The following is a 13,195-nucleotide window of genomic DNA, read 5'->3' on the forward strand; positions in this document are numbered from 1 at the left end:
CAATCGGTAACCAGCCATTTACACGGAGGAGAGGATGTTGAAATTTCGTACCCTGATAGCCACAGCGCTCATGGCACTGCTCATGGTGCCCGGCCTGGCCATGGCAAAAGACTTTACCATTGGTCTGATTCTGGTTGGTCCTTACAACGATAAGGGCTACAGCCAGGCACAATACGAAGGCGGCCAATATGTGGAAAAGCACATGGATGGCGCCAAGCTCATTTTTCTGGACAAGGTCAACCCGGCCGATCGTCCTGGCCTGACCATCCCGCAGATCGTTGACGATCTGGTTGAAAAAGGCGCTGACCTGATCATCGCCGGTTCCGACGACATGAAGGACGGCATCCTCGAAGCCGCCATGATGCACCCGGACAAGACCTTCGTCCACGTCTCCGGCGACTCCACCCTGACCGGCACCGCTCCCGAGAACCTCGGTAACCTGTTCAGCCGCATGGAATACTCCAAGATGATGGCCGGTTTTACCGCTGCCATGACCTCCCAGACCGGCAAGATCGGTGTGGTTGGTCCGCTCATCAACGAGGAAACCCGCCGCCTGATGGGTGCTGCCTACCTTGGCGCCAAGTACGCCTGGACCGAAGTCCGCGGTAAAGATCCCAAGGATCTGACCTTCAACGTCAAGTGGATCGGTTTCTGGTTCAACATCCCCGGCGTTACCGCTGACCCTGCCCAGGTAGCTGGTTCCCTGTATGATTCCGGTTACGACGTCCTGATCTCCGGCATCGACACCCCCGAGGTTGTCACTGTTGCCAAGCAGCGTCGCGAAGCTGGCAAGACCATCTGGGCTCTCCCTTACGACTACGAAAAGGCTTGCGAAGGCCAGGGCGAAGTTTGCCTCGGCGTTCCTTACTTCAACTGGGGTCCGCCCATGCTGGAGCTTGCACAGCAGGTCAAAGCCGGCACTTATGAGCCTGCCTTTGTCCTGAAGTCCCCCTACTGGGCCGACATCAACTCTCACGAGAAGTCTCCCATCGGCTTCATGCCCGGCGAAGGCATGACCCCTGAGGTCAAGGCGGAACTGGACAAGTTCATTGCCAAGCTCGGCGACGGTTCCCTGAACCTCTTCACCGGTCCTCTGAACTACCAGGACGGCACCCCGTTCCTGAAGGCTGGCGAAACCGCCACCGACAAGCAGATCTGGTACATGCAGCAGTTGCTCGAAGGCATGAAGGGACTGTCCAGCCCCAAATAAATCATGATCGTTCTCAACGACATACATAAACATTACGGCCGGGTTCGGGCCAACGACGGCATCAGCCTGACCCTCGAACCCGGCCGAATTTACGCCCTCGTCGGAGAAAACGGCGCGGGCAAGTCCACGCTCATGCGCGTGCTGGCCGGGCATACCCGTCCCACATCCGGCACGCTCACCATGAGCGGCAAGGAAATTTCCTACCTGACACCGGCACTGGCCCGCGAATATGGCGTTGGCATGCTCTATCAGGATCCCCTCGATTTTCCTGCCATGCCCGTATGGGAAAACTTCCAGTTGGGCGCTCCCAAGCGATCCAAGAAGGAAGTCATCGACATCATCGGCGAGTTGTCCTTCCGACTGGACGCCTGTTTCCTGCCTGATGAACCGGTATCATCCCTGACCGTCGGCGAACGCCAGTTGCTCGAACTGCTCAGGCTGCTCGACCTTGGCGCAACCACGTTGATTCTCGACGAACCGACCACCGGCATCACCCCTGAGCAGAAGCAGGACCTGTTTGATCTGCTCATGAAGCTGGCTCGCGAAGATCAGCACACCGTCATTCTCGTCACCCACAAATTATCCGAAGCATACGAAATGGCCGATGCCATCTTCATCATGCGCCAGGGCAAGCTCGTTTCCACAATGGAACCGCCCTACGACGAGAAACGGCTGGTCAACCTGATGTTCGGCGAAGCTGCCAACGGCACGATCGACGATCTGCCCGAGTTGTCCGCGCAACCGCAGACGACGCGACTGGTCATGGAAGACACGCATTTTGCTGGCCCGAAATATTCCATGGGCCCCATGAATTTTACGGCGAAACCGGGTGAATGTATCGGTCTGGCTGGTCTTGACGGTTCTGGTCAGGAGTTGTTTCTGCGCGGCCTGTGCGGTCTTGATCGCATGCCAGGAGGCTCCATCACCCTGGACGACACCAATTACCGCAGCAACGATTTCAATACCCTGCGTAAAGCAGGTGTCCAGTTCGTCCCGGCTGACCGGCTTGAAATGGCCCTCTTCCCCGAATTGAATCTCATGGAACACATCAAACTCGCGTTTCCTGACCGCAAGGGCGACCTGACCGAGTTTTATGATTCCCAATGTGTGGAATGCTTCAATCTCCGCGCCCATCCCGATACCAATGCCAGTGAGTTGTCCGGCGGCAACCAGCAGCGGCTGCTGCTTTCACTCATCCCTGATGACGCCAAGCTGCTGCTCATGGAACATCCCACTCGCGGCCTTGATGCAGGGTCGGCCAGGCAGGTTTGGAACCATCTCAAGGGCCGCTGTCGTGACGGTGCATCATTGATCTATTTCTCGCCCGATCTCGACGAGGTGCTTGAACACTCGCACCGCGTCATCGTCTTCTATGATCGCGCCATCGCCGGTATTGTTGATAGAGAACACGCGACCATGGAAGTGGTGGGCGCGCTCATGGCCGGTAAACCGTACGATGAAGTCATGAAAAAATATATTGGGGAGGACGTAGCATGATCCGTGAATCCTTCCTTCAGCAACTTGGATGGCTGTTAGCTGCCGTCGGTCTGGCTTTGGTACTGACCGTTCTGGTCACACTGCCATCAGGCGCTCCACCGCTGGAGACCATTTATGTGCTCTTCAAGGGTGGCGTGGGCTCCATGTCCAAGATCGGTCGCGTGCTGGCTGGTTGGGTTCCGCTCACCTTATGTGCTGTGGGCCTTCTGGTCCCCTTCACGGCTCGACTCTGGAACATCGGTGTCGAAGGTCAGGTTGTCATGGGCGCCATCTTCTGCACGGCTGCCTTGCGTCCCTTTGATAATGGCGGGGCCATGGAAATAGCCCTTGCCATGGGTGCTGCCATGCTTGGCGGTGCTCTCTGGGCATTGCTGGCCGGTATGCTCCGTGTTTTCGGGCGGGTTCATGAAATTTTTTCCGGCCTCGGCCTGAACTTTGTGGCCCTTGGCGTCACCCTCTGGCTCATTTTCGGTCCATGGAAACGCCCCGGCGTTGCTTCCATGTCGGGCACCCAGCCACTGGACTTTTCCTTATGGCTGCCCAGACTGGGGAAGCTGTCGGTAAGTTGGGTCAGCCTCGCCGTGGCAATTGCGGCTATTTTCGCCATTTACTACCTGCTGTACCGATCTGAATGGGGATTGAAACTCCGTGCCGTGGGTGAAAACCCCAAGGCCGCGACGCTCTTTTCTCTTGGCCCCCGCCGACGCCTGTTGCAGGCTTTCATGATCTGTGGCGCATTTGCCGGATTGGCTGGTGCCGTGCAGGTTCTTGGCGTCTACCACCGACTGCTGCCCGCCATTTCATCCAACTACGGCTACACTGCCCTGTTGGTCGGCATGATGGCATCATTCAGGCTGCCGCTGGTACCGTTCATCTGTTTATTTTTTGCCATACTCAACGTCGGGTCCATCCAGTTGCCACTTCAGATGGGACTGGATTCTTCTCTCTCGGGCGTTATTCAGGGCATCATGGTCCTCTCGCTGTTCATCGTGCAAGGACTCCGACTCTGGCTCAAACAACGGAAGGAGGCTGACTAATGGAAACCTTTGGTTTGACCATTGCCGCCATTCTTCTGGCTGGCGCACCGCTGGTACTCGCAACGCTGGGTGAAACACTCACAGAGAAAGCCGGTATCATCAACCTGTCCCTTGACGGCTCGATCCTGCTGGCCGCAATGACCGCGTTCGCCATATCCACCACCTTTGACAACCCGTGGCTCGGTGTTGTCGGAGGCATGGCTGTTGGCGCAGGCATTGCCGGAGTGCTCGGCCTGATCGGCATCTACCTCGGCCAATCGCAGTTGGCTATCGGCTTTATCCTGACGCTCCTTTCCCGCGATCTGGCCTACTTTCTGGGCCACTCATTTTCGCGTCAGCCCGGACCGGACCTTGGTCTGTGGAACATCCCGGGGATAGGTCCAATCCCGCTTATGGGACCCATTTTCAGCTCGCAATCCCCTGTGGTCTACATCGCCCTGGCTACCATCTTCGGATGCTGGTGGTGGATGTATCGCACTGAGGGCGGCATGCGTCTGCGCGCCGTAGGTGAATCACCACGCGCCGCCTTTGGGCGAGGCATTCGTGTTCGACTGGTCCGTCTGTACTACTGTCTCGCAGGAGGCGCGCTGGTCGGTCTGGCCGGGGCTGCCTTCTCACTGGCCGTCAAACCGGGCTGGGGACGCCCTCAGGGCTGCGAGGGAGCGGGCTGGATCGCACTGGCCATCGTTATTTTCGGCGGCTGGCATCCGGTACGTGCAGCACTTGGTGCATTCTTCTTTGCCGGTTTGCAGATTTCCGGCATCTATCTACAGGAAATCTTCCCATCCATCCCCGCGCCCGTCTTTCAGGTCGCCCCCTTCCCCATGATGATCCTCACGCTCTTGGCCGTGAACATGGGAAGAATGGGCTGGATTCAGGATATAGTCCGACGCCATCCGTTCCTCAACAAGTTCACTGGAGCATGGTCCGTGGAAGCACCTGCCGCCCTCGGTCAGGACTTTGATCCCAAAAAGGGACTTTGATTCCAGAACCGAACTCGAACAACTCAAAAGCGCTGGCCCATATGCCAGCGCTTTTTTTGTGTCCATTACCCACCGCATCCTCCGGCCATAAACCCAACACATCTGATACGTCATAAAAAAAGGCCCCCGGAACCAACCGGGAGCCTTGAGTATCATATTTATCAGGTCGTTATGAATCGAGGTGGCAGCAGGCGTAACGGCCGGGAGCAATCTCGCGACGCAGGGGAACTTCCTCGCGACAGACGTCCATGACGTACGGACAGCGCGGGTGGAAGTGACAGCCTGACGGCGGATCGAGGGGGGACGGGATCTCACCCTCAAGAGCCGAGAACTCGACCGCACGCTTATCCAGTCGCGGCACTTCGGCAAGCAGCGCCTTGGTGTAGGGGTGGAACGGTGCGTCGAACAATTCATCGACCTTGGCAATTTCAACCAGTCGTCCCAGATACATGACAGCGATCCGATCGGATATGTGTTCCACAACACCGAGATCGTGAGAAATGAACAGGCACGTCAGGTTGTGCTTCTCGCGCAGGTCCATGAACAGGTTCAGAATCTGGGCCTGAATGGATACGTCCAGAGCAGCCACGGATTCGTCACAAACCAGACATTCCGGGTCCACGGCCATGGCGCGGGCGATACCGATGCGCTGGCGCTGACCGCCGGAGAACTGGTGCGGGTACCGATTCTTGTAGGACGGATCGAGTCCACACTGTTCCATGACGCCATCAAGATAGCCGTCCAATTCCTTGGCGGTAGTCAGGCCATGGTACAGCGGCGCTTCACCGATGATCGACTTGACGCGCTTTCTTGGGTTCAGGGAGGCGAACGGGTCCTGGAATATCATCTGAACGTTGATGGCATAGTCAAGATGCTCCTTGGGAGTCATCTCGGTCACGTTCTTGCCCTTGTAGTAAATGTTGCCGGATGACTGGGGAAGAATCCCGCAGACCATACGGCCAAGGGTCGACTTACCACAGCCGGACTCGCCAACCAGACCCACTACTTCGCCAAGCATGATGTCCAGATTGACACCATCGACAGCCTGAACGCGTTCACGGGTGATCTGTGCCCCCATCTTGCGGGCCAACTTGGCGGCAAAGTCCAGTTTCTTCTGAAATATCCGGCTGATCTCTTCACAGCGGATGAACGGAGTTTCATTCATATATTATTCCACCATCGTTTACGATTGTTTGCCGGGATGGAAGCAGCGATATTTTCGTCCGTCTTCCCTGACCGTAACCGGCGGTTCCTGAAGGCACACATCCGAAGAACGCGGACAGCGCATGCGGAACGGACACCCTTCCGGCAGGTTGATCAGCGAGGGAGTCATGCCCGGAATCTGATACAGCGGTTCACCGCGCCTGTTGCGGCTGGGAACCGACCCGATCAGCCCTTCCGTATACGGATGCTGCGGATCATCGAGCACATCCTGCACCGGACCTTCCTCAATGATGGTTCCGGCGTACATGACGGCCACACGATGGGCCAGACCGGCAATGACGGTCAGGTCATGGGTGATCCACATGAGCGCCATATCCGTCTTCTTGCAGAGCTTCTGCATCTCGGACAGGATCTGGGCCTGAATGGTCACATCAAGGGCGGTTGTCGGTTCATCGGCGATGATCAGATCCGGGTTGTTGAGCAGTCCGGTGGCAATGGCCACACGCTGCCGCATACCGCCGGAGAACTGATGCGGATACGCCTTGATGCGCTCTTCCGGGGACGGGATACCGACCATGGCCAGCGCCTCGATTGATCGCCTGCGCGCTTCGTCGCGGGAGACCTTCTCGTGGGCGCGGATTGCTTCGATCATCTGCGTATCGATTCGCAACACCGGATTGAGGGTCATCATGGGGTCCTGAAAGATCATGGCAACTTCGTTACCACGAAACGCACGCCACTCGGCCTCGGACTGGCCTACCAGCTCGCGCCCCTTGAACTTGATGGAACCGCCGGCAATCCTGCCGGGCTGGTCCACCAGCCCCATGATGGAGAAGCCGGTAACGGATTTGCCCGAGCCGGACTCACCGACAATGCCGATGACTTCACCTTTGTTGATGGTAAGGGATATATTGTTGACCGCTTTGACCACACCGGCACGGGTGTAGAAATTGGTCTGGAGATCCTTGATATCGAGAAGTGGTGCGCTCATCGTTTCAACCTCGGATTCAGAACGTCGCGCAACCGGTCACCCACAAGGTTGATGGTCACGATCAGAATAAGCAGGGCCAGACCGGGATAGACACTGATCCAGTAATACCCGGACTGAAGGAACTTGAAGCCGTTGGCGATCAACAGGCCTAGTGAGGGCTGTGTGATCGGCATACCCAGACCAAGGAAGGAAAGGGTCGCTTCCAGCGCAATGGCACCGGCGACTTTCACCGTGGAGATAACGATAAGCTCCGGCGTACAGTTGGGCAGGACATGACCGAACATGATCCGCCGCTGGGGCAGGGCCAGACATTTGGCCGCTTCCACGTACTCCTTGTTTCGCTCCACCAGCACGTTGCTTCGAATGGCGCGGGCGTAATAGGCCCACTGAACGATAACAAGGGCCAGGATGATCTTGTCGATCCCCTTTCCAAGAATCGCCAGCAGGATGAGCGCCACCAGAATGGCCGGGAAGCTCAACTGGAGGTCAACCGTTCGCATGATGAAGGCATCGGTTTTCCCACCCACATAGGCGGCCCACAGGCCGATTATCGCACCGACAACAAGGGCGATCACTGTACTCAATACGCCAACACCCAACGAAATGCGCAGTCCGTAAAGGATGGAGCTGAACATGTCGCGGCCCTGGCTGTCGGTACCCAGAATGTACGTGACCGACTCGTCAAATGACGAGCTGCCCGGTTCGAGCTTGGAATCCATGATGTCGATGGACATCAGGTCATAGGGATTCTGCGGGGATATATACGGTGCCAGCAGGGCCACAGAGATGACCGCCGCAAGGACGATCAATCCGATGGTCGCTACACGGCTCTCGAAAAACTCTTTGACGGCCTGCCAGAACAGGGATTCGGATTCTACTGCCATATTCCCCTCCTAGCGTTCGTCGCCGAGCCGTACTCTTGGATCAAGGATCGAGTAGAGTATGTCGACGATAAGGTTGATGAAAATGAACATGGTCACCGTAATGAGCAGGTAGGCCACGATGATGGGACGATCAAGGACACCGATGGAATCGATGACCAGCTTGCCCATGCCGGGCCAGGCGAAAATGGTCTCGGTAACAACCGCGAAAGCAATGAGGTTACCCAACTCCATACCAAGCACGGTGACGACCGGGATCATGATGTTCTTCATGACATGCAGCCCGATGATACGGGTGTTGGACAATCCCTTGGCTTTGGCGAATTTCACGTAGTCCATCTGGAGGTTTTCCTGAACACCTGCACGACTCAGCCGGATGGCCAGCGATGTCTTGAACAAGGCGAGGTTGGTGGCAGGAAGTATCAGATACGACAGCCCTTCCCACGACAGGAAACTGACCTGCATGCCGAGGAAGCTCGTGGTCTCGCCCCGTCCTCCTGACGGCAGCCATCCCAGATGAACCGAAAAGACGATGATCAGCATTAGGCCGACCCAGAAGGTAGGCAGCGAGAAGCCAAGAATCGAAAAGGACATGATATTGCGACCGATCCAGTTGTCATGCTGGATACCCGCGATCATGCCAAGCGGGATGCCCAGGAAGACAGCCATGAACATGGCGGTGAATGCCAGCTCAAGGGTGGCGGGCAGGCGGTCGAGAATAATCTGCAGGGCTGGTTCGTTGTAGACGAAGGAGTTGCCGAAATTCCCCTGCAGGGCCCCTTTCAGAAATACGAAATATTGTTCCCAGAGAGGCCGGTCCAGCCCCAGCTCCTTGACGGCGCGGGCATACTCGGCAGGCGAGGCGTCAGGGGCGATCAGGATGTCGATGGGGTTGCCGATGTAGAACACACCGACAAAAACCAATACCGACATGACCAAGAGTACCACTACGCTCTGGGATATGCGTCTAATTAAAAATGCTAGCATTATAATCCCTATACGGTTGTTCTGAATGTTCGCCACAGTTAAGCGGCGAGTCACTGAGAGAGTGACGACGATCCTGCGAAGAATTCGGATGAGGTGCGTGGAGACGCAGGCGTGGTCTTGTGAACAACCACTATCAGATGAAAATGAGGGGGCGCAAGACACGCCCCCTCATTGTTGATGGTCCGTAACGATTTATTGGGCCTTGATTTCGTGCGGCAGTGTGTAACCGTCGGTGCGACCGTTGTAGGTCAAGCCCTTCTTGGTGCCCCAAACGGAAACCTGGAAGTGAATGGGCACGATACCCAGATCGTTCATACCTGCTTCCACAGACTCGATCAGCAGCTCATTGTGCTTCTCGGGATCGACGGTGACCAGTGCTTCTTCGAGCTTCTGATCAACCACCGGGTTGGAGTAACGACCGCGGTTGGAAGAACCGAAGCCCTTCTCCTTGTCGTAGGTGTGCAGCAGGGAGCCGACACAGTTGGAGTGCTCACCGGTGTCAGTGGCCCAGCCAACCAGCATCAGGGAGAATTCCAGAGCGGAAGCCTTACCGAAGTACAAGGCCTTGGGCATGGTATTGACTTCGGTCTTGATGCCGACCTTGGTCAGCATCTGGGCGATGGCCTGAGCGATGTCGGCATCGTTGATGTAACGGTCATTGGGACCGTGGATGGTCAGACGGAAACCTTCGGGGTAGCCGGCTTCAGCGAGGAGAGCCTTGGCGCCCTTGGGATCGTACTGCTCGGGCTTCAGATTCGGGGAAGTGCCTTCATAGCCTTCGGGCAGCATCTGGGCTGCGGGGATAGCCAGGCCTTCCATGATGCGGGCGGCGATGGCTTCGCGGTTGATGGCCTTGGAGATGGCCTTGCGGACACGAACGTCCTTGAGCGGATTCTTGATCTTTTCGCCGTCATTGCCGAAAACCATCGGGGAATCATCACGATCGGAGTCCACGTGCAGGTAGATCAGGCGAGTGGAAGGAGACATGGAAACAGTGACGTTGTCTGCCTTCTTCAGGTGCTTGGTATCTGCCGGGGGAACAAAGTTGATCAGGTCCACGTCGCCGGACTTGAGGGCGGCAACACGGGTACCGTCGTTGGAAATGGGACGAACGGTGATCTTGGTCCACTCGGGCTTGTCACCCCAGTAGTTGTCGTTGCGTTCGTATACGAGCTTGTCACCGCGAGCCCAGTCCACCAGCTTGTAGGGACCGGTACCGATGGCGGCTACACCGGAGTTGAAGTCTTCAGTACCCTTTCCTTCGGTGGCTTTTTTGGAAACAATGTCCCGTCCTGAAATAGGTTGACACCCAGAGGACCTATTTATGGAAGACAAATCCAAACAGCGAGTTAGACGCACCCAACGCGATTACACGATGGCCTTTAAATTGTCGGTTGTGGCACAGGTGGAAAAGGGCGAGATGACGTACAAGCAGGCTCAGGCTCTTTATGGTATTCAAGGGCGAAGCACTGTGCTGAAGTGGCTCAGGAAGCACGGCACCCTTGATTGGAGCAAGTCCATGGTACATTCCCGAAAAGACCCAAAAGCCAGAGAAACACCGGTCCAGAAGATCAAACGGCTGGAGAAAGAGCTTGAGGAAGAAAAGATCAAGACCGCGCTTCTCAATAAAATGATTGAGATTTCCGACCGCGAGTTTGGGACTTCTATAAGAAAAAAGCTTACCCCCGAGCTGCACGAAGTCTTCAGAGAGAAAGACAAATAAGCTTGTCTGCTTGTTGCAGGCAGCTCGGGGTCAGTCGGCAGTCCGTGTATCAGGCTGAAAAGCGCCATGATGCACGGGAAGCCATGTATCAGGAGGCAAAGGCCATGGTCCTGAACGTGCGGACCAGGATGCCCCGCCTTGGGACTCGAAAGCTGTACCACCTGTTGAAGGACGCATTTTCCGCAAAGGGAATCAGGCTCGGACGTGATGGGTTGTTTTCCCTGCTGCGGCGAGAGCATATGCTCATCAAGCGACGGAAAAACTATACAAAGACAACCAACTCGAAGCATTGGCTAAAAAAGCATCCCAACTTGTTGAAAGATGTTCAACCGAGATGTCCTGAGCAGGTGTTCGTAAGCGACATTACCTACGTGAATACACGTGAGCAAACATGCTATCTGTCGCTGGTGACAGATGCATTCAGCCGGAAGATAATGGGATACAACGTGAGCCGGGATCTCAGTGCGGAAAGCACAACCAAAGCGCTGGACGCGGCAGTTGAAAACAAGCGAAGGAGGGTGAATACAATTCACCATTCAGATCGAGGACTCCAATACGCTTCTTCGGTCTACCAGAGAAAACTCCAGGAATCCGGCATGGTTCCTTCCATGACAGATGGCTATGACTGCTATCAAAATGCCTTGGCGGAACGGATGAATGGAATTCTGAAGCAAGAGTTCATGGTCACCAAATGCAACGACTTTGCAGAGCTCAATACCCTGGTGAGGGAATCCGTTGAGATATACAATTCACAACGGCCACATCTCAGCCTAGGAATGAGAACGCCAAACGATGTACACGAATCAGGCTGTGGGGCTAGCCCCACAGCCTGATTGAAACCTTCAAAAACCGTCAACCTATTTCAGGACGGCTCACAATAACGAAAGAAGCAAAGTTACGCGGGGTCAGCGGAGCCGGAGCTGCGGTGTGGATACGCACGGTCAGCGGGTCCACGATCTCGACTTTTTCCACTGCGGACACGGCGCCGGAGAAGGAGGACGGGGAATTGGGCACATTGGGAATGCGCTCAATGGTGTACTTCACGTCTTCAGCGGTGAACGGTGATCCATCATGGAACGTGACGCCTTCGCGGAGCTTGAACTCCCAAACAGTGTCGCTGACAGGCTCCCAGGAGACAGCAAGTCCGGGGTACAGTTTTTGGCGTGAATCCTGAAGGATAAGCTTGTCAAAGACGTACAAAGCCATCTGGTTGTTCTGGCTGACGTTGTGGAAGTGCGGGTCGAGCGAGGTCGGCTCACCTTTCAAACCGAGGGTCAGATCCTTGGCCATGGCCACGGAAGCCCCGAGCAGCAGACTTGCCAGAATAACGAAACTGATCAGAAGTCTTCTTTTCATAAAATTCTCCTTGTTGATTTCCAGAAAAAAGCACAAAAAAGTGTCACACAACCGTCAAAAAGGCAACTTTTTTAACATATAATGTCTCAAATGCTGTTTTTCCTGGATTAAATTTTGCCAATGCGCCAATTTCCCGTATCATGCGCGCACACGTCACTTTCAAAAAAGGAAACCCTGATGATCGATACCATAAAAACATACCTTACAGAACATGAATCAGAGATGTTCGCCCTTTTGGAACAAGTGGTGAATATAAACAGCCACAGCGCCAACCCGGAAGGGGTCAACGAGGTCGTGGATGTCCTTCAGGATGTTCTCGCGGACATGGGGTTCGCCACCTCACGCCTGACCACTGAAGATACCGGCGACAACCTGCTGGCTGAAAACGACGCCCGAATCGAAAACAACGGGGGGCCGCTGCTCGTTGGTCATATGGACACCGTTTTCCCGCCGGAAATGGGATTCGACACCTTCCGTCACGAAGGCAACACCATATACGGGCCAGGCACTTCGGACATGAAGGCCGGTCTGGTCATCGGCATATATGCGGTCAAGGCACTCCAGGCTGCCGGAGTCACCGACATGCCCATGGCATTCTTTTTCAATGCAGACGAAGAAATCGGCTCACCCCGATCCCGCAATCTCATTGTCGATGAAGCCAAGAAATCCGATTTCTGCTTTGTCATGGAAGGCTCGGGATCAGGTGGCGAAGTGGTCACCGGTCGAAAGGGACGCATTGTGTTCGATCTGACAGTTGAAGGAAAGCCGTCGCACGCCGGACACACTCCGCACCCCAAACCATCGGCCATTGTCGAGATGGCTCAGAAGATCACGCAATTGGAAGCCCTGAACGACATGGACGCCGGCACCTCGCTCAATATCGGCACCATTGAAGGCGGCGTCGGTCCCAATACCGTGGCGGCCAAGGCGACCATCCGCGCTGAAACACGCTTCGTCGATCCGACCGCAGGCGAAAAGGTATGGGAATCCATCAAGGCAATCGCCGAGACATGCAGCCTGGAAGGAACCAGCGGCAGCGTCGCCATTCGCACCCACAGGCCGCCCATGGTCACCAATGACACCATCATGAATCTTTATGCGCTGGTCGAAGAGGCTGGCCGGGACATCGGCATGGAAGTCACCGCGGCATTCCGCGGCGGCGGCTCCGATGCCAACACCGTGTCTGAAGCCGGAGTTCCGGTCCTCGACGGCATGGGACCGGCTGGTGGCAAGTACCACACCCCTGACGAGTTCATGTTGGCAGACAGCATGGTCAAACAGGGCCTGCTCACTGCCGTCAGCATTCTCAAAGCCTACGACAAATATAAAAAGTAGCTTCTAAGTGCCGCTTCCGAAGGTGACCCCT

General features: G+C 55.8%; 12 protein-coding genes. 6 read left to right on the forward strand and 6 right to left on the reverse strand.

Annotated features, from left to right (window positions below; translation table 11 throughout):
- Nucleotides 1–34: 34 nt before the first annotated feature.
- Genes DPRO_RS06365 through DPRO_RS06380 form a run of 4 tightly spaced genes read left to right on the forward strand, consistent with a single transcriptional unit; the run spans nt 35 to nt 4,727 of the window.
- Complete coding sequence (locus DPRO_RS06365; RefSeq protein ID WP_173806755.1) at nt 35–1,210, forward strand: BMP family lipoprotein; 1,176 nt, start codon at nt 35–37, stop codon at nt 1,208–1,210.
- 3 nt (nt 1,211–1,213) lie between these two features.
- Nucleotides 1,214–2,707 (forward strand): ATP-binding cassette domain-containing protein, encoded by a 1,494-nt coding sequence (locus tag DPRO_RS06370; protein WP_097011294.1) that lies wholly within the window; start codon nt 1,214–1,216, stop codon nt 2,705–2,707.
- The gene (locus DPRO_RS06375) at nt 2,704–3,744 is read left to right on the forward strand and encodes an ABC transporter permease (protein ID WP_097011295.1); all 1,041 of its coding nucleotides are present in this window, start codon (nt 2,704–2,706) and stop codon (nt 3,742–3,744) included. Before DPRO_RS06370 ends, DPRO_RS06375 begins: the two co-directional genes overlap by 4 nt.
- Complete coding sequence (locus tag DPRO_RS06380; RefSeq protein WP_097011296.1) at nt 3,744–4,727, forward strand: ABC transporter permease; 984 nt, start codon at nt 3,744–3,746, stop codon at nt 4,725–4,727. Before DPRO_RS06375 ends, DPRO_RS06380 begins: the two co-directional genes overlap by 1 nt.
- A gap of 169 nt (nt 4,728–4,896) precedes the next feature.
- On the opposite strand, the gene DPRO_RS06385 is transcribed toward DPRO_RS06380, so the two are convergent.
- From DPRO_RS06385 to DPRO_RS06405, 5 genes are all read right to left on the reverse strand, one after another.
- The gene (locus tag DPRO_RS06385; RefSeq protein ID WP_097011297.1) at nt 4,897–5,892 is read right to left on the reverse strand and encodes an ABC transporter ATP-binding protein; all 996 of its coding nucleotides are present in this window, start codon (nt 5,890–5,892) and stop codon (nt 4,897–4,899) included.
- An 18-nt stretch (nt 5,893–5,910) separates the two neighbouring features.
- Nucleotides 5,911–6,882 carry an ABC transporter ATP-binding protein gene (locus DPRO_RS06390; RefSeq protein ID WP_097011298.1) on the reverse strand — a complete coding sequence of 324 codons (972 nt, stop codon included), beginning with the start codon at nt 6,880–6,882 and terminating at the stop codon, nt 5,911–5,913.
- Complete coding sequence (locus DPRO_RS06395; protein WP_097011299.1) at nt 6,879–7,766, reverse strand: ABC transporter permease; 888 nt, start codon at nt 7,764–7,766, stop codon at nt 6,879–6,881. Before DPRO_RS06395 ends, DPRO_RS06390 begins: the two co-directional genes overlap by 4 nt.
- Before the next feature lie 9 nt (nt 7,767–7,775).
- Entirely contained in the window at nt 7,776–8,750 is a 975-nt protein-coding gene (locus DPRO_RS06400) for an ABC transporter permease (RefSeq protein WP_097011300.1), read from the reverse strand.
- Nucleotides 8,751–8,942: 192 nt separating this feature from the next.
- Nucleotides 8,943–10,085: an ABC transporter substrate-binding protein gene (locus DPRO_RS06405; RefSeq protein WP_232005722.1), complete on the reverse strand. Its 1,143-nt coding sequence runs from the start codon at nt 10,083–10,085 to the stop codon at nt 8,943–8,945.
- Here DPRO_RS06405 and DPRO_RS06410 point away from each other — a divergent pair.
- Nucleotides 10,075–11,306, forward strand: a protein-coding gene (locus DPRO_RS06410) for an IS3 family transposase (protein ID WP_097010824.1) whose coding sequence is annotated in 2 segments (ribosomal slippage) — nt 10,075–10,429 and nt 10,429–11,306 — 1,233 coding nt in all. Because the reading frame shifts where the segments join, the coding sequence is not laid out codon by codon here. The two genes, DPRO_RS06405 and DPRO_RS06410, sit on opposite strands and share 11 nt — an antisense overlap.
- 19 nt (nt 11,307–11,325) lie before the next feature.
- On the opposite strand, the gene DPRO_RS06415 is transcribed toward DPRO_RS06410, so the two are convergent.
- Nucleotides 11,326–11,829 (reverse strand): ABC transporter substrate-binding protein, encoded by a 504-nt coding sequence (locus DPRO_RS06415; protein ID WP_097011302.1) that lies wholly within the window; start codon nt 11,827–11,829, stop codon nt 11,326–11,328.
- A gap of 177 nt (nt 11,830–12,006) precedes the next feature.
- Between DPRO_RS06415 and DPRO_RS06420 the strand changes: the two genes are divergently transcribed.
- Nucleotides 12,007–13,164: a M20 family metallopeptidase gene (locus DPRO_RS06420; RefSeq protein WP_157917381.1), complete on the forward strand. Its 1,158-nt coding sequence runs from the start codon at nt 12,007–12,009 to the stop codon at nt 13,162–13,164.
- Nucleotides 13,165–13,195 lie beyond the last annotated feature (31 nt).

The sequence above is a fragment of the Pseudodesulfovibrio profundus genome, from assembly GCF_900217235.1.
Lineage (GTDB): Bacteria > Desulfobacterota > Desulfovibrionia > Desulfovibrionales > Desulfovibrionaceae > Pseudodesulfovibrio > Pseudodesulfovibrio profundus.